The organism is Neobacillus dielmonensis, from assembly GCF_000612665.1.
GTDB lineage: Bacteria > Bacillota > Bacilli > Bacillales > Cytobacillaceae > Neobacillus > Neobacillus dielmonensis.
The window spans coordinates 1-21250 of record NZ_HG942072.1 but is presented as its reverse complement, the minus strand read 5'-3'; the positions used below and the strand labels follow the sequence as shown (position 1 = coordinate 21250).

General features: G+C 40.3%; 23 protein-coding genes. 17 read left to right on the top strand and 6 right to left on the bottom strand.

The window, feature by feature from the left end; all coding sequences use genetic code 11:
• Positions 1 to 114: 114 nt before the first annotated feature.
• From BN2425_RS14835 to BN2425_RS14825, 3 genes are all read right to left on the bottom strand, one after another.
• Entirely contained in the window at positions 115 to 1467 is a 1353-nt protein-coding gene (locus tag BN2425_RS14835) for a M20 family metallopeptidase (protein ID WP_042460938.1), read from the bottom strand.
• 113 nt (positions 1468 to 1580) lie between these two features.
• Positions 1581 to 2636 (bottom strand): TadE/TadG family type IV pilus assembly protein, encoded by a 1056-nt coding sequence (locus tag BN2425_RS14830; RefSeq protein ID WP_042460935.1) that lies wholly within the window; start codon positions 2634 to 2636, stop codon positions 1581 to 1583.
• A gap of 73 nt (positions 2637 to 2709) precedes the next feature.
• The gene (locus BN2425_RS14825) at positions 2710 to 3042 is read right to left on the bottom strand and encodes a DUF192 domain-containing protein (RefSeq protein WP_042460932.1); all 333 of its coding nucleotides are present in this window, start codon (positions 3040 to 3042) and stop codon (positions 2710 to 2712) included.
• A 227-nt stretch (positions 3043 to 3269) separates the two neighbouring features.
• On the opposite strand from BN2425_RS14825, the gene BN2425_RS14820 reads away from it, so the two are divergent.
• The 8 genes from BN2425_RS14820 (at position 3270) to BN2425_RS14785 (ending at position 9575) form a co-directional block, all read left to right on the top strand.
• Positions 3270 to 3452, top strand: a complete 183-nt coding sequence (locus BN2425_RS14820; RefSeq protein ID WP_042460929.1) for a Flp family type IVb pilin — start codon at positions 3270 to 3272, stop codon at positions 3450 to 3452.
• 82 nt (positions 3453 to 3534) lie between these two features.
• A complete protein-coding gene (locus BN2425_RS14815) occupies positions 3535 to 4047 on the top strand; it encodes an A24 family peptidase (protein WP_042460926.1) in 513 nt (170 codons plus the stop codon).
• Positions 4044 to 4415, top strand: a complete 372-nt coding sequence (locus BN2425_RS14810) for a TadE/TadG family type IV pilus assembly protein (protein ID WP_052352886.1) — start codon at positions 4044 to 4046, stop codon at positions 4413 to 4415. The genes BN2425_RS14815 and BN2425_RS14810 overlap by 4 nt, the downstream gene beginning before the upstream one ends.
• A 112-nt stretch (positions 4416 to 4527) precedes the next feature.
• Positions 4528 to 5139 (top strand): Flp pilus assembly protein CpaB, encoded by a 612-nt coding sequence (gene cpaB / locus BN2425_RS14805; protein WP_052352885.1) that lies wholly within the window; start codon positions 4528 to 4530, stop codon positions 5137 to 5139.
• Positions 5136 to 6317, top strand: coding sequence for an AAA family ATPase (locus BN2425_RS14800; protein WP_042460920.1), 1182 nt, complete (start codon positions 5136 to 5138; stop codon positions 6315 to 6317). Before cpaB ends, BN2425_RS14800 begins: the two co-directional genes overlap by 4 nt.
• 14 nt (positions 6318 to 6331) lie before the next feature.
• Positions 6332 to 7678, top strand: a complete 1347-nt coding sequence (locus BN2425_RS14795) for a CpaF family protein (protein WP_042460917.1) — start codon at positions 6332 to 6334, stop codon at positions 7676 to 7678.
• The gene (locus BN2425_RS14790; RefSeq protein ID WP_052352884.1) at positions 7678 to 8640 is read left to right on the top strand and encodes a type II secretion system F family protein; all 963 of its coding nucleotides are present in this window, start codon (positions 7678 to 7680) and stop codon (positions 8638 to 8640) included. The genes BN2425_RS14795 and BN2425_RS14790 overlap by 1 nt, the downstream gene beginning before the upstream one ends.
• Positions 8641 to 8642: 2 nt before the next feature.
• Positions 8643 to 9575, top strand: a complete 933-nt coding sequence (locus BN2425_RS14785; RefSeq protein WP_052352883.1) for a type II secretion system F family protein — start codon at positions 8643 to 8645, stop codon at positions 9573 to 9575.
• A 112-nt stretch (positions 9576 to 9687) separates the two neighbouring features.
• Here BN2425_RS14785 and BN2425_RS14780 read toward each other — a convergent pair whose 3' ends face one another.
• Positions 9688 to 10317 carry a DUF2085 domain-containing protein gene (locus tag BN2425_RS14780; RefSeq protein WP_052352882.1) on the bottom strand — a complete coding sequence of 210 codons (630 nt, stop codon included), beginning with the start codon at positions 10315 to 10317 and terminating at the stop codon, positions 9688 to 9690.
• Positions 10318 to 10379: 62 nt separating this feature from the next.
• Positions 10380 to 10601 carry a hypothetical protein gene (locus tag BN2425_RS14775; RefSeq protein WP_042460914.1) on the bottom strand — a complete coding sequence of 74 codons (222 nt, stop codon included), beginning with the start codon at positions 10599 to 10601 and terminating at the stop codon, positions 10380 to 10382.
• A 309-nt stretch (positions 10602 to 10910) separates the two neighbouring features.
• Between BN2425_RS14775 and BN2425_RS14770 the strand changes: the two genes are divergently transcribed.
• The 4 genes from BN2425_RS14770 to BN2425_RS14755 all read left to right on the top strand — a co-directional run bounded on the left by BN2425_RS14770 (position 10911) and on the right by BN2425_RS14755 (position 14434).
• Positions 10911 to 11888: a polysaccharide deacetylase family protein gene (locus tag BN2425_RS14770; protein ID WP_052352881.1), complete on the top strand. Its 978-nt coding sequence runs from the start codon at positions 10911 to 10913 to the stop codon at positions 11886 to 11888.
• Positions 11889 to 11996: 108 nt separating this feature from the next.
• Positions 11997 to 13004, top strand: coding sequence for an AI-2E family transporter (locus BN2425_RS14765; RefSeq protein ID WP_042460911.1), 1008 nt, complete (start codon positions 11997 to 11999; stop codon positions 13002 to 13004).
• Between the two features lie 83 nt (positions 13005 to 13087).
• Positions 13088 to 13321: a hypothetical protein gene (locus BN2425_RS14760; RefSeq protein WP_042460940.1), complete on the top strand. Its 234-nt coding sequence runs from the start codon at positions 13088 to 13090 to the stop codon at positions 13319 to 13321.
• A 138-nt stretch (positions 13322 to 13459) separates the two neighbouring features.
• Positions 13460 to 14434 (top strand): cation diffusion facilitator family transporter, encoded by a 975-nt coding sequence (locus tag BN2425_RS14755; protein WP_042460907.1) that lies wholly within the window; start codon positions 13460 to 13462, stop codon positions 14432 to 14434.
• 92 nt (positions 14435 to 14526) lie between these two features.
• Here BN2425_RS14755 and BN2425_RS14750 read toward each other — a convergent pair whose 3' ends face one another.
• Positions 14527 to 15039: an acyl-CoA thioesterase gene (locus tag BN2425_RS14750; protein WP_042460905.1), complete on the bottom strand. Its 513-nt coding sequence runs from the start codon at positions 15037 to 15039 to the stop codon at positions 14527 to 14529.
• A gap of 153 nt (positions 15040 to 15192) precedes the next feature.
• Between BN2425_RS14750 and nadE the strand changes: the two genes are divergently transcribed.
• The 5 genes from nadE to BN2425_RS14725 all read left to right on the top strand — a co-directional run bounded on the left by nadE (position 15193) and on the right by BN2425_RS14725 (position 21195).
• Positions 15193 to 16014 (top strand): ammonia-dependent NAD(+) synthetase, encoded by an 822-nt coding sequence (nadE, locus tag BN2425_RS14745; protein WP_042460901.1) that lies wholly within the window; start codon positions 15193 to 15195, stop codon positions 16012 to 16014.
• A 149-nt stretch (positions 16015 to 16163) separates the two neighbouring features.
• Positions 16164 to 17363 (top strand): MASE3 domain-containing protein, encoded by a 1200-nt coding sequence (locus BN2425_RS14740; protein ID WP_042460898.1) that lies wholly within the window; start codon positions 16164 to 16166, stop codon positions 17361 to 17363.
• A gap of 121 nt (positions 17364 to 17484) precedes the next feature.
• A complete protein-coding gene (locus BN2425_RS14735; RefSeq protein ID WP_042460895.1) occupies positions 17485 to 18918 on the top strand; it encodes an amino acid permease in 1434 nt (477 codons plus the stop codon).
• 167 nt (positions 18919 to 19085) lie between these two features.
• Entirely contained in the window at positions 19086 to 19628 is a 543-nt protein-coding gene (locus BN2425_RS14730; RefSeq protein WP_042460892.1) for an NfeD family protein, read from the top strand.
• Between the two features lie 46 nt (positions 19629 to 19674).
• A complete protein-coding gene (locus BN2425_RS14725) occupies positions 19675 to 21195 on the top strand; it encodes a flotillin family protein (protein ID WP_042460889.1) in 1521 nt (506 codons plus the stop codon).
• The last annotated feature ends 55 nt before the right edge of the window (positions 21196 to 21250 follow it).

Sequence of the window (21250 nt, the reverse complement as noted above, 5' to 3'; positions counted from 1 at the left end):
TCGGATTTGTCGACAGTCTGGAATACCCGCCTTGGCGGGTATTTCGTATAAAAGTTATTACTTTTTAAAAATAATATCAGAGTATACTTAAATCGTGTGCATCATCCCGGAGACTCACCGTGTTAATTCATAAATTGCCTTCCCGTAGATAACCATGGCCTGGAACATCTTATCTAATTCAATATGTTCATTGGGCTGGTGCTCGGTTTTGGCTTGTTGTGGAAAAATCGCCCCAAACGCCACAAAGTTTTCCATGGCCCGGGCATAAGTGGCACCACCTGATGAGATCGGCTCTGAATCAATATCTCCCGTAACATCCTGGTAAACGCTCATTAAAGTTTTTATTAAGAAGTGCTCCTTTGGTACGTAAATAGACTTTAGGTAATCAAATTCCTTGTATTCTAACCCATACCTGTTTCCGGCTTCCGTTAGCTTGCTTACTATTGTTTGTTTGTCCACGGTTACTGGAAATCGGATATCTATAGACAATCTTTCCATATCCTCGGTCATCTCAAGTTTTCCAACATTGAACTTTAATTTTCCAGAAGCTTCATCCTCACAATTACCAAATATTTTAAGGGCGAAGGCATCTTCCTCAACTAGGTCATTGATGAATCCAATGACTTTCGAGGAATAACCAATTCGCTTTAGTGTGATTAATAACCGATTAATCGCATTAATCCCTGATTCAGCTACTTGCGCATGAACGGCCTTTCCAAGGACCACGAGTTCCTCAGCGTTCGTCTCAAATGCATAGCCAAGCTCTTGTAAGGCATTCTTCATCTCGGCATGCTTTGATCCTGTGTAGCTGGCTGTGTCAGGCACCGCATTAAAGGCATGACCGGCTTTGATGCGCAACGGTGATTCATTAGTCCCTGTTAATTGCACCTGGAGCAGACCTTTTTCGGCATAAACAATTGGGAAAACAGAGTCTGGGGCAAACCCCATGCTTGGGATTTCTTCCAACTCACAGTAGCGGTTCATGCAGCGCCAAAGTGATTCCTCATCCGTGCCAAAAATGAACCGGACACGTTTATCGAACGAAATGCCAAGATTCATTAGTGCCTTGACGGAAAAAAGGGCAGCTAGTGTAGGTCCTTTATCGTCCTGTGTACCGCGGCCATACATTTTTCCGTCCTTAATGACTGGCTGGAAGGGAGGTGACACCCATTCGTCCAATTTTCCCGCAGGTACGACATCTAGATGTCCTAGAATGCCAATCATTTCTTTCCCTTGGCCAATCTCTGCATAACCATAATAGCCTGCCGGGTCGTAGTAAGTTCTAAAACCTAACCGCTCACAAATTTCTAAAGCTTTCTTTAAAGCCGTATCAATGGACTGGCCAAACGGATAGCCTGCGTCCGATTCATTAATAAAACTAGGAATTGCAACAAGCTCCATTAATGCCTGGTGAAAATCAGATTCTATTCTTTTTAATTCTGCTGTTAGTTGTGATAAATTGACCATGCTGCTCCTCCATACTTTGTTTTTATTACTACTCTTATGATTTTAGCTTTTGTTGCTTAACAAGTTCAACTTTAAACACAAAAAAGGCGGATCTTTAAGACCCGCTTGTAGGATTATAAAACTAATTGAGAAAAAATCGGCAAATCCACTGGAACATTGCCAATATCACCAGGAACTTTCACTTCAAGAAAGGTTGCATTAATTGTTTTTTCATCTGATGATAAGGAGTTTATTTGAAATGCAGCAAATCCTAAAATGACCACTGTGCTTTTTCCGGGTCCTGTCTCGCTAATGATAGGGATATAAACAACTTTGCCGATTTTGTCTTTAATAGCCGGCAATATGTTTTCACTTTTGGTTGAGATTCCGGTTTTTGTGTCTACTTCTTGCCCAACTGATACTTTATCCGGGAATCCATTTTCAATAAAATCGCCAACTGATTTCGTACCCCCATTGCTTTTTTCATTCGTGTCACTATCCACCTTGTTACTAGTTTTTACTGGACTAGGGCAGTCAAAGTCATCGATTCCGTTCACCTCACAAATATGCCCATATAATTTTCCAGCCGGCATGATAGAGCTGAAATCAAGATAACTATAATTGCCCTTCTTTCCACCACCAGGCTCATATAAAAGCTGATAATCTGTTTCGTTCTTATCTTGTTTTTCTTTAAAATCTTTAACAGGCAAACCAATTGGAATAACGCCCCCATCAGCGGTGAATGTTTTTCCGATATTGACTCTTGCGGTTGCGTGGACTTCCGTTAGTTTACTCATTCCTAAAACGGGCATTAACAGCAAAGATACTTTTTCTTTCCCAGTTACTTGGACGTAATCTAGGTTTTGGTCATCATCGTGTTCAGCAACTGGGCTATAGGTGATGTTATTGGTGATAGAATCATTTTCATCATTATAGTTGTTTTCTGCAATCGTGGTGGCTTTGCTAGTACCAATTGTATAATTAACTGTTCCTCTAGTACGGTAATCATCGATAATCGCATCAGCTCCGGCGAGTACGCCAGCATCCACCGCTTTTTGTAGCTGTGACTTGGCGATATATAGCCTTCCACCATCGATTGCCAATCCGGCAAATCCTATTAAGACCACTAATAGAATAGGGAAAATCACCATCGATTGACCTTTCTCATCAGTAAAAATTCTTTTTAACAATTAGATTGCCTCCTTTTGTTCTTAATGAAGAATGATAGTACAGACTTATGGACTCGTATATAAGATAAGGTATCTATAGTGTGAATTGAATCGAGCTTCCCAAATCAATCTCCAATCTGTTGATGGTACCTGCTGGTAGTTCTAATGTAGAATAGGCAGTTTTCAGGGGTTTGGTTATCTTCCATGGTTGAAGATCAGCATATAAGCCAACTACCTCCTTTTGTTCGTTTAGAAGAACAACATCAATCGGAAATTTCATAAAAAACATATGCACAGCATTACAAGGCACGATCCAAAGTCCTTCATTCATGATCGGTTCTTTTCGAAGCATTAAGCCTTTTAGTCTAGAAAAAAAAGAATCCGCACTTTTAATCTCATAAGGTATGACGATTGTTTTCTTATTCATAAAAGACTCCCTTTTATTTGATGTGTTCATTATATTGTATTTTTTGTTCAATTAAAAGAACAAAAAACTGAGAAAAACCGAGAATAAAAGAGAAATAATATAAATAACAAGTTAAAATAGGAAAATTTGACTAAAAATGGGTGTTTTCAAAATAGTAAGTTCGATATATATTTAGTTCATGTTCTAAATATAGAACAAAAAATAACCCTATTTAGGAGGATGAGAAAATGCTAGAAAAAATGAAAAATCTAGTTGTTGAAGAAGAAGGGCAAGCGTTAACAGAGTACGGGCTAATTATCGGTTTAATTGCAATTGTGGTAGCTGGTGGTTTAACACTAATTGCTAAAGAATTATACGATGGCTCAGGTACAGGCTCAGGTTTATTTAAGCAGATTGCAGATAAATTGTAATAACACATTATTTAATTAATTGCTTATAATGGCCCTACTAAAAAGTAGGGCCTAATCTTTATAGAACGAAGGATGAGGTAATATGATTATCAATTGCATTTTAGTTCTAGCGTTATTTATTTCACTAGTCACTGATATAAAAAAGAGGAAAATCCTAAATATTATTACTCTTCCTGCAATATTGTTTGGAATAGTTTACAACTCCACAATCTTTGGATTTGCAGGATTTCTGTTTAGTGGTAAGGGATTCTTAGTCGGACTTGGTTTACTGATCATTCCATATCTTTTGGGAGGAATAGGTGCTGGAGATGTTAAACTGATGGCCGCGATCGGTGCGCTTATGGGAACTGTTTTTGTTTTTTACTCCTTTATTTATTCGGCTTTAATTGGTGGTTTTATTGCACTCCTATTAGTTATAAAAACAAGAGGCTTCAAGGATACTATGAAATCATTTTACTTTAACATCGTTTTATTCAAGAGTAACTTTGGATCCATCAATCTACCTGATGATAAAAAGGGTAGTATTTCTTTCCCGTATGGGGTAGCCATCTTTCTTGGAACCATATCTACGCTTGTTTGGGGTGGATTACAGTGAAATCAGAAAATGGACAGTCACTTGTAGAATTTGCACTGGTCCTCCCGGTTCTGATCATGCTATTGTTTGGGATTGTTGATTTTGGCAGAGCATTTCATGCCTATCTGACCATTGATCATGCCGGAAGAGAAGCTGCCCGGGCAGCAAGTATTGGAAAGAATGATTCAGAAATAAAACAAATAGCAAAGAATCAGGGAGTCGATATTTCGTTAAAAGAAGAGTGGGTTAGTGTTTCAACAACAACCTCAGGCTCAGAAAAGATTGCAACCATTACGATCACCTATCCTTTCCAATTTATCACTCCAGTACTTGGACCGCTTGTTAAGACTATAGAATTGAAAGATGAAACGCAAATGAGAATAGAATAGAAAGTTAATTATTGAATTGAAGGCTGTTGTTCTTATCGGGCCATACAATGTGAAACACAGCTTTAATAATAGATGAAAGAAATATCTAGATGCAGATAATCAGGAGGGCGCAATGGATACGAAAAAAATTTGGATCATATCGTTTGTACTCGGCTTAATGGCAGCTGGAATCCTTTACATAACAGTTTTTGCAAAAGAAGATGCGTCCAAGCCAGCCATAGCTTCGGTCGGTCAGGACGAGACAAAAGATAAAACTCAAAAAACACAAGAAGAAGTGGAAAAAGAGAAGGCGCTTGTCAGAGAATTTACTAACCCAATTGCCGACGTTAGTAAAGGAAAGCGGGCCATATCAATCAAGGTAGATTTAGATAGCGGGGTTTCCGGCTATGTTGCCCCGAATTCAATGGTTGACGTGATTGCTTATGAAACGAGCAAAGATGATGCAACGAAAAAAGAATATAAATCAGCGGTGTTAGCACTTGAAAATGTAAAAGTGCTGACTTCTGGTCAATCCTCAGATGACAAAGAAGGAGCACTGAAGTATCAAACCGTTACATTGGAAGTAACAGCGGAGGAAGGGATTACCCTAAGCTTAGCTTCAAAAGATAAGGACGGATTCTATTTAATGCTGCGCAACCAAGAAGATACAGAAACAGGAAAGGCTGGAATGAAGCAAACAAGAGAAGTAATCAAAGAAGACAAAGAGGAGGAAGAGAATAAATGAGTATAAATTGGGTTTATTTTTCGGACATAGGCTCTCATGCTGAAGAAATGAAAGCCTATCTGGAAAAACAACAGTATTCATTGTACGAAATCAATGAAATGAAACATATGGACTCACTGTTGAGAGAAACAAACCAAACCGTTCTATTCTTGGATGCTAACACTAATTTCAATAACTATAGTCTTTGTCGGGAAATTTCAGTGATATATCCGCATGTCTATATTATTTTGATGGTTCCAGAAGAAAGCGAGAACCTGAAAAAGGCGATGCTAATGGGGGCTTCAGATACGCTTCGCACCTCCTATAGTATGGAAGAACTTTCTGAGGCTGTAGCGCATGCAAAAAGATTTATGCAGCATCGGGCGAAAATCGATCATTCTCCTAATCTAGTAAAAGAAAAGAGCAGGGTCATTGCCATCTCCAGTCCAAAAGGCGGTGTAGGAAGAACTTCATTCACTGTTAATCTTGCTGTTGCTTTCGCCAGAATGGGACATAAAGTGGCGGTGATTGATGGCAACCTGCAATTTGGGGAAGTTGGAATCTATTATAATGTGAAACCTAAAAGAACGATTTATGAGTGGGTAAAAGAAGGGCATGGCCGTCCAAACTATTCCATCACCCAATATATGACTGAATTGGATGTCGATGTTACAGTACTTGCCGCTCCGCCCCGGCCTGAATTTTTCGAGGGTATCTCTGATAAACATATCCAGGATGCGATCGAGGAGGCGAAACAGGTGTTTGATGTCATCCTCATTGATATGCCTGTTTATTTATCGGAGATTCATTTGCGGTGCTTGGCCATAGCTGACGATATTTTGCTGTTATCGTTAAATGAAATAACGGGACTGCGCTTATGTCAACTTTACCTAGACACTTTAGAGACTGTGCACCTAAAGGATAAGGTAAAACTAGTATTAAACCGCTACGGAAAGGGGCAAGGACTGGAAGTAAAAAGGGTAGAAGAGATTCTGGACACTAAAGTTTTTCATACTCTTCCGGATCAGCCGAATATTGTGTCTTCCTCCATTAAAACGGGACTTCCGTACATGTTATCCAATCCAAGAAGTAATATTGGGAAAGCCGTTTTAAGTTTATCGGAACAGCTAGTTGAACAAGGAAGACAGAGCCCAACCACCGTGAAAAAAGAGAAAAAGTGGTTTAAAGTCGGCAAGTAAGGAGGGATAAAGGAATGTCACTTTTTAAAAAGTATATAGAGGAAACTAGTGCAATAACTCCAGTTAAAGAACTAATTGAGCTTCCAACACCCAAAAAATCAAAAGAGTTTTGGAATTTAGAAACAAACCTTCATAACTACCTCTTGGAAGAGCTAAAGAAATACCCTGGACAAGATAGGGAAGAAGAAAAGCACATGATAGAGGAGCTGGCCGAGACCTTTTTTGAACAAGAAGGCAGCAGGTTGACGTTTGAAGAGAAGCAGGAAATATTGGACTATGTAAAAGATGAACTTCTGGCTTACGGACCGATTACCCCGCTATTGGAAGATCCACTGATTAGTGAGGTCATGGTAAACACTTTTAATGAAGTGTATTACGAGAAAAATGGGAGAATTTATCAGAGCCATGTTCATTTCATCGATAATCAACACGTGATAAGGGTTATTGAGCGGATTGTTTCCCCACTTGGGCGCCGTATTGATGAGAGTTCACCAATGGTTGATGCGCGCCTGCCGAATGGTTCGCGTGTTAATGCAATTATCCCGCCGCTAGCTCTTAAAGGGCCCAGCCTAACGATCCGGAAGTTCTCAGAAACTCCATTTACCATAAAAGATTTAATACAATTTGGCACATTAAATGAGCAGATGGCAGAGTTCCTGGAGGTTTGTGTTAAATCAAGATTGAATGTCTTTATCAGTGGTGGTACTGGTTCGGGAAAAACCTCCACTCTGAACGTTTTGTCTTCGTTTATTCCCAATCACGAAAGGATTATTACCATAGAGGATGCGGCCGAACTGAAATTGTTTCAGGATCATGTGGTTAGTCTGGAATCACGTCCGTCAAATATTGAAGGCAAAGGAGAAATAAAGATAAGAGATTTAGTGCGAAACTCACTTCGGATGCGCCCTGACCGTATTGTTGTTGGAGAGGTCCGTGGAGCGGAAGCGCTTGACATGCTCCAGGCCATGAATACTGGGCACGATGGTGGATTAAGTACCGGGCACGCCAACTCACCGAGGGATATTTTGTCCCGTTTAGAAACAATGGTGTTGATGGCAGGGTATGAACTTCCAGTGAAGGCAATCCGGGAGCAAATTGCCAATGCACTTGATTTAATCGTACACCAATCCAGGATGAAAGATGGAACCAGAAAAATTACTCATATAACGGAAGTGTTGGGGATGGAAGGAGACGTAATTGTTCTCCAAGATCTGTTTGTCTTTAAGGAAACAGGCTACAGCGAGGACGGGGGAATGAATGGAGAATTTATCTCAACCGGAATCCGCCCAAGGTTTACGGACCAGCTGGAACTGAATGGCTTTAAAATCCCCCCATCCTGGTTTGTTAGGGAGTGGTTATGATGAACTTGTTTGTTCAATTATTGGAAATTGTGGTGGCTGTAACACTAGTTACGTATATATTCCTAAAAAGGGTTACCGATAAGCAAAGAATGACAAGCCGGTTAAGAGAATTTTTGCCGACAGCGATGGCTAAAGAAGGGGAGGAGCCGCATGAAAAGGCCCCCTCTGTTTTTAGGAACGGAATACAAACTGTATCTAGGGTCTTCCGCAATATCCAGTTTAGTGTAAAGACGAAAAAGAACTTATTGGAAGCAGGCAGCCCGCTGAAGCCTGAGGAATTCTTTGCCCTACGGTTGTTTGCTGCTGCCGGTGCAGGAATGATCATCAACCTTTTGGGGGCCGCTTGGTACTTGAGTCTTTTGGCTGCCGTTACTGGATTTATCCTTCCTAATATTGTGATGGGCCAAAAAAGAAAAAAGCGGCTGGCGAGGATCAATTATCAGTTAATTGAGGTGCTAGGAATGACAGCGAATTCGATGCGGGCAGGATTCAGCTTCTTGCAGGCCATGCAGCTTGTCGGCCGAGAAGTCCCTGATCCACTTGGTCCGGAGTTTGACCGCGTCGTTCGACAGATTAGTCTTGGAATACCCCTGGAAGAAGTGTTTGAAGAAATGATGGATCGGCTGCCTAATAAAGAGTTGGAGGTAGTGGTAAGGGCTATTCTAGCCCAACGGAAAAGTGGTGGGAACTTAGCTGAGCTTCTTGAAACGATGGAGGAAACCATCAGGGGAAGAGTGAGAATAGTAGAAGAGCTGCACACCCTGACAGCACAGGGAAGGCTGTCATCTTGGGTTATTACCTTGATTCCAATAGGTCTTGGTATCTACTTGGCATTAGTGAATAAAGACTATTTTTCACCCATGCTCGAGCATCCATTGGGATGGTTGATGCTGTTTGTTGCAACTATCTCTACTATTATTGGCTGGATGTTTATCCAAAAAATTATCCGAATTGAGGTGTAAAAATGGTAAACATTCTTTTTCTATTCGTGTTAACAGGGTTTATCACCTCATTATTGGCCGCCATATTATTTACTGTCTATAAAAAACAAATTATTCATCAAAAGCGGGTTATTCTATATTTTGGTGAGGGTGCAACTGCAGTCAAAAAAACACAAATAAACAAAGAGCAACCTAGCCGTATAAAACAGCTTTCAGAAATATATTGGAATAAAGGGACTCAAGGCTTAAATAAACGAATCTCTAAAGTTGAACAGAAAAGAATGGATACGATGTTGAAAGAGGCGGGCTACCCTTTTAAATCAGCGCTTGACTTTAGGCTGTTTCAACTTTTATTAAGTGCAGGCTTAACTCTTCCAATTTTCATTTTTTTATTGCCATTAGCTGAGAACAAATTGTTAACCTGGCTTATGATTGTAACAATGGCTTTATTAGGATTACGTTTTCCTTTGTTCTATTTAGGAAAAAAGAAAACAGCCAGAATCAAAGCAATCAATAAAGCCATGCCGGATTTTTTTGATACAGTCAACCTATTACTGGGGGCAGGAATGGGACTTGATTTGGCATTAGCAGAGGTATCACAAAAAAACAAAGGGCCTCTCGCTGATGAATTTTTACAGACTTTAGAAGATATGAAGCTTGGAAAGTCAAGAAGGGAGGCATTTTACGAGCTGCGCAAGCGTGTCCCATCGGATTCGTTTCAGAGCGTTATAACTTCCATGATTCAAGCCGACCAACTTGGAATAGGAATGGTCAAGGTATTGGGGAGCTTGACCGTCCGAATACGCGAACAGCGGAGGGAAGCGGCACGGGAACTAGCCATGAAGGCACCTGTGAAAATGCTGTTTCCTATGGTGTTTTTCATCTTCCCATCCATCTTTATAGTGATTTTAGGACCGTTAGTTGTCCATTTAATAACAAAAGGACTTGGTGGATAATGGAGTCATGAATTTTTCATTGGCTCTGTTAAATTTGGCTGTTGATTTCCGCTCCAATCAACAGAGTTAAAAAAATCAACATTATCGTTTAACAGAGCCTTTTCATGACTAGTCATAACAGTGCATTATGTAAGAATGATAGAAAAGTGAGAAACATCAAGCTTAAGGATATTGACAGATACGACTTTTGTCTTTTTTCATGAATTTGCCCCAATAAACAGAAGGCACATAAACTAAACCATGTTATGACTGTCATAATGATTAAACTGTCAAGAAAGGCATAGGGAAGAGCCCCATAATAAGTGAGTAATCCTAATATGATGCAGGTAAAGGAGGGGATTAGTATATCCTTCCAATGTGTGACAACAGGCTCACTTTTCTGGCTTAGCGACTTTCCTTGCACAAGCGGGTAAACAAAGTAGGGCAAAACAAGACCGAAACACAACCCCGTTAGTAATCTACGGCTATTTGAACTATTAAACAACTGAGCATAAGAACCAAATCCGTCAATAATAAGTGGAACCATCCATAGCAGGAGAAAAAAGCTTACTTTAATGGTTGGGATCGTAATGGACCGTTTCCGTTTATATAGGTGAAGGTACATAAGGGATGAAAAAATTCCGATATATATCCCCGTATCGCGCGCACAAACGGAAAGTGTTGTTCCAGATAACTGGAGTGACCTGTCTTTGATTTGATGGCAAATCGCACGCCCAAAGAAGTTCCAAAATTCCTGAAGCATAAGCTCTCCTCCCCTTTACAAAAAAGAGGATGCCAAATATGGTCAGCCTCTTTATCTGCCTGTTAATAACCACTCATAAACGCAGGGGCAATGGATAAGGCGGAGAGGGCAAACCAGCAGATACAGCTGAGGACGATAGAGATAATTCCAATTACAAGACAATTTTTTCCGATTGCTTTCTTTTCTAAATCATGATCATTCATCCAGATAATGCCTAATATAATTCCAACAATGGGGATAAAAAAGGATAAGATATAAAGAAGAGCTTTAAGCCCTCCAGACATATAAACACCTCCAACTGAATAACCTACAAGTGCCATAAAAACGGATCCATTATTGATATCTATGCGAAAATACACAAAAATTTGCTTGTCTAAAAACTGGAAAAATATAATGTTTTTTCCACACAAAATCTCTGTTTTACGGTACAATAAGGTTAGTGATTTTTGTTGGAAATTGTCTGATTTTCTAGTTTTTTGGATGTGATTTTAATAGTTTTGTCATTTTTTTAATAGAATTGAAACATAGGGGCAGAAAAATCGTCTATAATGGTGGAGAAAAAGTTAATTTAAGAGCAGTGAGGTTTAAAAACAATGGGGGAATTAAAACGACGGCGTCGCGTAAAAGCGGCTGTAACTGGGCTTGTTCTGGGCGGACTATTGGTTTTGGGGATTTTTGTAACAGATACAGCAGGTAAGACTATCAACCTGAAAAAACATGAGACAAGTAAACAATCACAAGAAGTGTTTCAAAGCAATAAAGATCTCCTGAAAAAGAAATTAGGGGGAAATCAACCAAAAAAGGCGTCAGCCAAAGAGATTAGCCAGCCGAATAAAACGGTGCCTGTTTCACCGCCGGCAAACCCTGCACCAGAACAGGCGGTGTCCGATCAGCCTGAACAGCCGCCAGCACCAGCGTCAGTTCCAGCACCAGCACCGGCACCAGCGCAGCCTGTAGGTACACAGGTCGAAGATACCTCGAAGACGATCTATTTAACTTTTGACGATGGGCCGTCAGCTATTTCGGGGGAAATCATTGCCCTTCTGGAACAATACAAGTATAAGGCTACATTTTTTATGATAGACGGAAATATCCGAAGATTTCCTGATGCTGTAAAGTTAATGGTTACATCTGGAGAAGCGGTAGGGCTTCACAGTGTATCCCATCGGAAAGATACTTTCTACGCATCTGCGGCTTCTGTTATTGGGGAGTTAAATCAAAACCGGAATACCCTTTTAGAAATAGCCGGTGTTGATTCACATTTAGCGAGGACTCCTTATGGCAGCTCACCATATATGACAGACGAATATAAAGCAGCTGTGAAAGAGAATAGCTATATTCTGTGGGACTGGAATATTGATAGTAAGGACTGGTACTATAAGGACGAACGGTATATTCAAAGCGTGATTGACCAAATTAATAACATGGCTGGTCACAGAGGTCCGCTCGTTATTTTGATGCATGAGAAGCGGGAAACACTGGCTCATTTGCCAAAACTATTGGATTATTTACAGTCGCAGGGTTATCAATGCAAAGCAATCAATAGTACGGTTGCACCTGTTCAATTTTAAGTAAACGATTATCAGGGAAAATAGCTAAAGGATTTGATATAATGTATGTATACTTCACAAAAAATGTTGTGAATCTTTAGTAGGAATGTTGAGGTTGGATAACTGCCCATGATCAATAAAATTTTACAGAGCAGCGGTTTTAAGAGAGTTCTTATTTTTATCGTTATCGCCATTGCTTTATACGCAATGCGGTCCATGATTAATCTAATCTTGCTGACATTTATATTTGCATTTTTGATGGATCGGCTGGTTCAATTTATAGAAGGAAAAATTCCTCTAAACCGCAAGCTGATTGTGGTGATATCCTATGCGAGTATTGTTGGACTTGTTTCCTATGGTGTGGTTACCTATCTGCCGATGATCGTCAATGAAATTACTGCTCTCATCAAGCAGTTGACGGCTTTTTATACATCGAAGCATGATAATGTTGTATTGAACTATCTGGTGAATCGTTTTGAAGAAGTTCAAATTTCTAACTATCTTGAACAAGGTGTAACCTTCATCCTAAGGTATTTTACTGATATCAGTAAAGTTAGTTTGCAAGTGCTGTTGGCCCTGCTGTTAAGTCTATTTTTCTTGTTGGAAAAACCAAGGTTAATCGAATTCACTAAAAAGTTTAAAACTAGCAAGGTTTCCTCGATTTACGTGGAAATTGAATACTTTGCCAAAAAGTTTGTTGGAACGTTCGGAAAGGTAATTGAAGCACAATTAATCATTGCCCTCGTCAATTGTGTTCTTACGACCATTTCCTTATGGCTGCTTGATTTTCCACAACTGGGTGGATTATCCATTTTGGTGTTCATTTTGGGGTTAATTCCTGTTGCCGGAGTCATCATTTCCCTTATTCCGCTAACGATTATTGCCTATAGTATCGGTGGAATTATGAAGGTATTGTATATCGGCATCGCAATTGCCATTATTCATGGTATTGAGGCCTATATTTTAAACCCGAACCTGATGAGCTCCAAAACAAATCTTCCTGTTTTCTATACATTTATTGTTCTCATCTTTTCTGAACATTTCTTTGGCGTCTGGGGACTGATTATTGGGATTCCCGTATTTGTCTTTATGTTGGATGTCTTAGGAGTAACAGGAACGAAACGGGACCAAGATTGAAAAGCCAAGCGCACCTGCTTGGCTTTTTTTCTCAACCGGAAACATGGTATGCTATAGAAAAATGGAATATGGGAGGAAACGGAATGAGTGAGTGCAAATTAGATCATACACAGGAAGATGTAAAGATGAAGTTTGAATCACAAAAAGATTTTTTGCCTGGGGATATGAAGCCTTTATTCATACAGTTCTTTAAAAACGACCATACACAAGAAATATTAAATGAAGTGTTTCATCTATTGAAGAAATATGATTTGGTTTCAGAGGAAGAGAAAAATGAACGAAACAATCGATTGTATTTAGTGCTGCGGAATCTCTAACAAAATACCCGTCCACTGGAGATGGGTTTTCTTTTGAATCTAGTCGGATGATGAAAAAGTTCTTAGGAAAAGTTAACAATACAGAATCAATATGTAATCATTCTTTGAACACTATTGGAATCAGGAAAAGGGGATACGATGGGAGAAATAGTAAAATTATTAAAACGGGGTAACCGGTCGGCAATGCTAGCCGCTATAGTCAATGCAATTATTGCAATTATAAAGGCTGCTGCCTATATTTTCACTGGAAATGTGGCTATGTTTGCCGAAACAATGCACAGTTTAGGTGACGCGGCCAATCAATTTTTTGTGTTTGTCGGTTCTGCTTTGAGTAAAAAGGCACCGACTGAAAAGTATCCTAATGGTTTTGGGCGCCTTGTCAATTTGGTCCTTCTTGGGGCTGTATTGATTGTTGGAATCATGGCTTTTGAAACGATTCGTGAAGGATATCACCATGTACTGCATCCAACGGAATCAGGCGGTTTTATCATCAATGTCATCGTCCTGGGGGTTGCCACCCTGCTAGAGATGTTCGTCCTGTTTAAAGCTATGAAGGAAGTCCTTCATGATAATCATGTTGATGCAACCGGACCGAGTGTGTTTTTTACAAGCTTTCGTTATTTAGGAAGAGCTAAACCGGCTACCAAATTGGTTTTTTTGGAAGACTCGGTTGCAACTTTAGGTGGTTTGTTGGCGATTATCGCTGTAGTTGCGGCACACTTTACGGATGTGCACCAGCTTGAGGGAATCGCCTCCATCCTGATCGGGGTTATGATGTTTTTTGTAGTGGGAAAGGTGTTTTTGGACAATGCTGCTGGTGTCATCGGCCAAGCAGATGAGGAAATGGAGTATAAGATTGGTGAGATGGTGATGGCTGACCCTGATGTGAAGGATATTCAGGATATTACCGTTATCAAGGAAGGGGAAGACTTGCACGTGGAACTCGAGATTGAAATTGACCCCTCTCTCACTGTGGCCGCAGCTGATGATATCAAAGACCGTTTAGAGGAAAAAATTCTTGGTGAAAACGGGGTTGTCGATGTCACAATTGAAATTGATGAAGAGGACGGAGTTATGACCTGGCAAAAACAAAAGGAGCCAGCCAATGAATAAAAAAAGGAAAAAGGTTCGCGTCTTCGCGAACCTTTTTACAATACAAATTTATATCTGGTATTTGAGAATTGTCCAGCTCCAGCGCTTTGCGCCTATTCCCAAGGTTTTTGCGTAGTAAAATAGTTTGCCAATTCCCTGCTTTGTCGCCGATGTGCCTTTCGCTTTTCAGCACGTTCCTTACCCGTTTCATGTAATTTTTTCTCTTCCTCGGTTTCTGGAACAATGTCAGGAACAGTGGCAGGTTTGCCATTGTCATCTAATGCAACAAACGTCAAAAATGCGGTTGCCGCAATCTTCCTGACTCCTGTTAATAGGTCTTCGGCAATCACCTTAACAAATACCTCCATTGAGGACCTTCCCGTCCAGGTAACAAAAGATTCTAAACAAACGGAGTCATTTTGGGTGATTGGGCTTAAAAAGTCAACCGAATCCGTTGATGCCGTGACGCACTCCATGCGGCAGTGCCGGGCAGCAGAAATCGATGCCAGCATATCAATATCACTCATTAGTTTACCGCCAAATAATGTATTGTGGTTATTGACGTCATTCGGGAAAATTCGGCTGGTACGGACCACCCTTGTGTCATTACATGTCTTTGCTTCCAATTTTATATCCTCCCATGCTTTCCAAGCTCATACTTACTTTACCCAATTTTGAATGATATCTCAATCTTTAGTGAATCATGATGGTTTGTGGTACATTACTATCAAAGGATCACTTTCCTATTCATTAGATTCTACTATGGGAGGTCAATGACATTGAGTATGCAAGAGCAAATCATGAGGGAGTTAAATGTTTCTTCCTCAATAGAACCAAAAGAAGAAATTCGCAAAAGAGTTGATTTTTTAAAAAATTATATGCGAAAAACGGGAGCAAAAGGTTATGTACTGGGAATCAGTGGGGGCCAGGACTCCACTCTGGCCGGACGGCTTACACAGCTTGCTGTAGAGGAGCTGCGCAGCGAAGGGGAAGAGGCTGTATTTATTGCTGTTCGCCTCCCGTATGGAGTCCAACAGGACGAGGAAGATGCTAAACAAGCCTTATCGTTCATTGGCGCTGACCGTGAACTGGTTTTTAATATCAAAGCTAGTGTGGATGAGGTTCAAAACGAATATAATTCCTCTAATAGTGCGGTGCCGTTAAGCGATTATCACAAAGGCAATGTAAAGGCTAGGATGCGGATGATTGCCCAATATGCCATTGGTGGAATGGAGGGGCTGCTGGTAGTCGGCACCGATCATGCGGCTGAGGCTGTGACCGGGTTTTATACCAAATATGGTGACGGGGGAGCAGATATTCTCCCGTTGTCGGGATTGACCAAACGTCAGGGAAAAGCCTTGTTAAAAGAGCTTGGGGCAGATGAGCGGTTATATTTAAAGACACCGACAGCAGATTTACTCGACCAAAGACCGGGCCAAGCAGACGAGACTGAACTTGGAATTACATATGATGAGCTTGATGATTATTTAGAAGGTAAACCAGTTTCCCAGCAAGTTGCAGATAAAATTGACCAACGCTATCGAATTACAGAGCATAAACGAAGACTGCCAGCCAGTATGTTCGATGATTGGTGGAAATAATCGAAGGAGAGATTGCCTAATTTGGCAGTCTCTTTTTTACGTTAAGAAACGACAACATTCATAAAAATGCAACAAACAGGACCGTTTTCAACTAACGTAAAGCACTATAATAAGATAAGGAAGCGAGGTTTAAAAAAGGTGGTGTTAAGGTGAAGTCCAGTCTGACTGAAGTGAAATTCCTTTTATATTCAACAATTGCCATTGTTTTTCTTATGGTAATCCATCTCTACCAGCCGGAATTAAATGCAATATACAATCCGGAAAATTCAACGGGATTCCATACCCTTCTAGAATCCTTCAGTATTGCTATTTCAGCAACCATTTTCTTTTATGGCTTCAAAAGCTATCAGAACACGAAAACAAGTTCAATGCTGCTTCTATCATTCACTTTTTTGCTGGTCGGGATACTTGACCTATTTCATACCTTGTCCTATAAAGGAATGCCTTATTTTATAACAAATAGTTCTGTTGATAAAGCTACTTGGTTTTGGGTGATTGCTAGGATTATTCAATCTATTATGATCTTGTTAATCTTAGTGCTTCCGGATCGAACGCTAAAAAAGGATTATCGGATTGGTGTTCTATCCTTGGGTGCCATTCTTGCCAGCGCGATCATTTTTATGATTTTTTATTTTGAAAAGGCCTTACCGTTACTTTTTATTGAAGGACAAGGAACAACGAACTTGAAAAATGGGTTTGAATATTTTATTTGTGCTATTCAATTTGCTTCACTAATTGTTACCTTATATCAGTACTATATTAAAAAATCAGAGTTCAATTTAACACTTGGGTTAGCTTTAGTTTTTCTACTGTTAACAGATTTGATTTTCACCATTTATCAAAGTGTTTTTGACTTTTATAATTTTTCGGGCCACATCTTTAAAGTGTTTGGGTTTTACTTTATTTTAAGAGGATTCTATTTCCTTAAGTCAGTGGAGGAGCAAGAGGAGCCTAAGCGAACGTTTCAAAACTTTATGTCTGAAGTTCCCGGTATCGTTTTTAAAGCGGAAAAACACAGGAAGGAATTCATTTTTACAGTCTGTCAAGGGGAATTAATCCACCATTTTGCACTTGAACCAGAAGAAATGATTGGAAAGTCTTTTAGGGAAGTTTTCTTGGGCAATCATATTTTAGTTCATGATTACTGTCATCTTGCCCTTAGGCTGCAAGAACGAATTGTTTTTGACTTTGACTTTTTTGATAAGGTTTTGCTTTTTTCCATTAAACCAATGATGGAGGAAGATGAAAAGGAGGTTATATTTGGGACCATCATCGATGTCACGGGACTCCATGATGAACCTGCTTTTATTCATAAAGGGAAGAAGAAAGTTCAATTTACGGTTATGTAATCATAAGGTTACCTAGCCTTTTTTCATATTGTGGCCGATTTTATCTAAATTAATGGAAGTGATGCTAAATTTAAGGTTGAACGGGAACATTATTGGTAAAAACAGCAAGGAGCCTTACAACATGTCAAAATCAAATCAGCTTGGTTTTTTGGTACTAACAGCACTCGTGGTCGGGAATATGGTAGGTTCGGGAATCTTTATGCTTCCTAGGTCGTTATCCGTGGCAGCAAGTCCCGCAGGGGTGATGGCGGCATGGCTGTTAACTGGTTTTGGCGTTTTGATGATTGCTCTTGTCTTTGGCAATTTGGCTATACGCAAGCCTGAGATTACCGGTGGTCCGCAGGTTTATGCCAAGGCGCTGTTTAAACCTGGTTCTCAGGCTTCGATCCTATCAGGATTCATGGCAACATGGGGATATTGGATTGGAAATATTGCCGCCAATGTTGCTGTAATCACGACCTTCGCCAGTTATTTAACAGCCTTTATTCCATTGTTGACAAGCGAAACGGCTTGGTTTACTATTGGCGGTTTTACTTTACGAGTTGGCAACGGAATGACTTTTGTGGTCTGCACGGCTATGCTGTGGCTGATCCATTTTATTATTTTGCGTGGCATGGAAGGTGCCGGAAAAATAAACTTCATCGCTACATTTGCAAAAGTAGCCGGTTTCTGCCTGTTTATCGTAATCGGTTTATTTGCCTTTGAAAAAAGCAATATTTTGCCGTTTGTTGATACAAGAGTAGACAAAGCAGGAAATTCGATAGGTATAATGTCACAGGTGAATAGTGCAACATTAACCACTCTATGGGCATTTCTCGGTATCGAATCGGCAGTGGTATTTTCTTCACGGGCTAAAAAACAAATCGATGTCAAACGGGCGACCATTGTTGGTTTATTTATTGCATTAGCCATCTATATGGCCATCAGTATTTTAGTCATGGGAATGCTGGACCAAGACAGGCTCATTCAATCAGAAAAGCCATTGATTGATGCCATTGAAACAGTGTTAGGAAAAGCGGGCGGCCAGATTTTGGCAGCCATTGGGTTGATTAGCCTTGTTGGTTCAATGATTGGCTGGATTATGTTGAGTGCAGAAGTCCCTTATCAGGCTGCGAAACAAGATGTTTTCCTTCGTGGCTTTTTAAAGGAAAATCATCAAGGGTTTCCGGCATATTCTTTAATTGTGACTAATATCATTACTCAGTTATTTATTTTTTCAACGGTCTCTAAATCGATTGCGGACGCGTTTGACTTTGTCGTAGTAATTGCGACTTTGGCTTACTTAGTCCCGTATTTCATTGCTTCCATATATCAATTAAAGATGGTATTGACCGGGGAAACCTATTTAAATGCCCGTTCCCGTTTGGAGGACGGGATCATTTCCATCCTTGCTACCATTTACTCTGTGTGGGTGATCATTGGGGGTACCGCAGATTTAAAGACATTTTTCTATGGAATCCTATTGCTTGCAAGCGGAATAATATTTTACGGACCGCTAAATAAAAAGAGGACTGGAGAAGATGAAGAAACATTTTCTCCAAATTATGATCAGTGAGCTAAACGCTGTCAAAGTATTTTAAATTTGGCAGCGGTAGTTACGTTTTTTTACAAAAATCTGAATCTTTTTTCGTACTAATTCGTATGAAAGTATATACATAACCTCGAAGAAAGTCCCGCTTTTTTAAATAAAGACTTTCATTGAAGGACGAAGGGGTGAAGCGAATGGAACTTTTTGGCCTACCTTTGGGTACAATTTACCTATATGGATTAATCATATCCGGTGTATTGACGGTTCTCTATGTGCTGTTTTCAGATGTTCTTCATATTGACACTGGTGATGGCGGATTAGCCTTTTTAAATCCGGTCTTGGTGTTTGCATTTATCACCATCCTGTCAGCCAGCGGCTATTTGTTTGAAAGGCTTTCCTCTCTAAATGAGCTGCTTATTTTTGGAATATCTGCTGTGATTTCATTGATTCTCGTGACTTTGTTACATGTGTTTATTTTGGTCCCTATGTCATCTGCTGAGGAATCGTTGGTTTATCGGGAATCTGATTTACGAGGTCGAATTGGAACAGTTATTACAGCCATTCCTGCCAGTGGATTTGGCGAAGTGATGATTGAGAATGCAAGCGGAAGAATTGCCAAACCAGCCACAAGCTTTGATCAAGAGCCGATTCCAAACGGCACCCGCGTCCTTGTGGTTCAAGTGAAAAATGGAGTTTTAGAGGTATCAATTCATCAAGAATTAGAGAGTTTTATTTAATAGTTTGTTATGATTCACCACATAGATAAATAGAGGAGGAACAGAGATGGAATTTAGCTTTGTATGGGTAGTCATTGGTGTAGTTGTTCTTATTTTAATTGCATTAATTGGTATTTTTATTACCAAATACCGAACTGCGGGTCCTGATGAAGCATTGATTGTCACCGGCAGTTACCTGGGCAATAAAAATGTTCATGTTGATGAATCGGGGAATAAAATTAAGATTATCCGCGGCGGAGGTGCCTTTATTTTGCCAGTATTCCAGCAGGCAGAACCATTAAGTTTGCTGTCTAGTAAACTAGAGGTCACCACACCAGAGGTTTACACTGAACAAGGTGTACCGGTGATGGCCGATGGGGTGGCCATTATTAAAATTGGTGGTTCCATTAGCGAAATCGCTACAGCAGCCGAGCAGTTTCTAGGAAAACCAAAGGAAGATCGAGAGAATGAAGCAAAAGAGGTTTTGGAAGGCCATCTGCGGTCCATTCTTGGTTCAATGACTGTGGAGGAAATCTATAAAAACCGTGATAAGTTTTCTCAAGAGGTACAGCGAGTCGCATCCCAGGATCTTGCTAAAATGGGTCTAGTCATTGTATCGTTTACGATTAAGGATGTCCGGGATAAAAATGGTTATCTCGAAGCCCTTGGTAAACCGCGGATTGCTCAAGTAAAGCGGGATGCAGATATTGCGACGGCAGAAGCTGAGAAAGAAACCCGGATTAAGAAGGCAGAAGCATCTAAAGATGCCAAGCGTTCGGAATTAGAACGGGCAACGGAAATTGCAGAAGCTGAAAAAATTAATCAATTGAAGATTGCCGAGTTCCGCCGCGAACAGGATATTGCCAAAGCACGTGCCGACATGGCTTATGATTTAGAAAGTGCCAAAGCGAAACAAGATGTTACCGAACAGGAAATGCAGGTTAAAATTGTTGAAAGACAAAAGCAGATTGAACTAGAGGAAAAAGAAATTCTTCGCCGTGAACGGCAGTACGATTCGGAGGTTAAGAAAAAGGCAGATGCTGACCGGTATGCAGTTGAACAGGCAGCTGCTGCTGAAAAAGCCAAACAAATGGCAGATGCAGAGGCCAATAAATTCCGCATCGAGGCGATGGCGAAAGCGGAGGCAGAACGGGTTCGCATCGATGGTCTCGCTAAAGCAGAAGCGCAAAAGGCACAAGGTCTTTCCGAAGCAGAGGTTATTCGCATGAAAGGTTTGGCTGAAGCGGAAGCGAAGGAGAAAATCGCCGAAGCGTTTGAGCAGTTCGGCCAGGCCGCCGTTCTCGACATGATTGTTAAAATGCTGCCAGAATATGCAAAACAAGTGGCTGCACCACTTTCCAATATTGATAAAATTACGGTTGTTGATACGGGTGGTGGATCGGGCACCAATGGCGGTGCCAATAAGGTAACCAGTTATGCCACCAACTTAATGACCAGCCTTCAGGAATCATTAAAAGCGGCGAGTGGCATTGATGTAAAAGAACTGATTGAAAACTACTCTGGTAAATCCAATGTAAAAAGAAGTATTGAAGAGTTGACTAGTGAAATGAAAAAGAATCATGATTAATAAAAAAATTCCTTATCGTTGCCGATAAGGAATTTTTTTTTATGTGCGCCCAGCA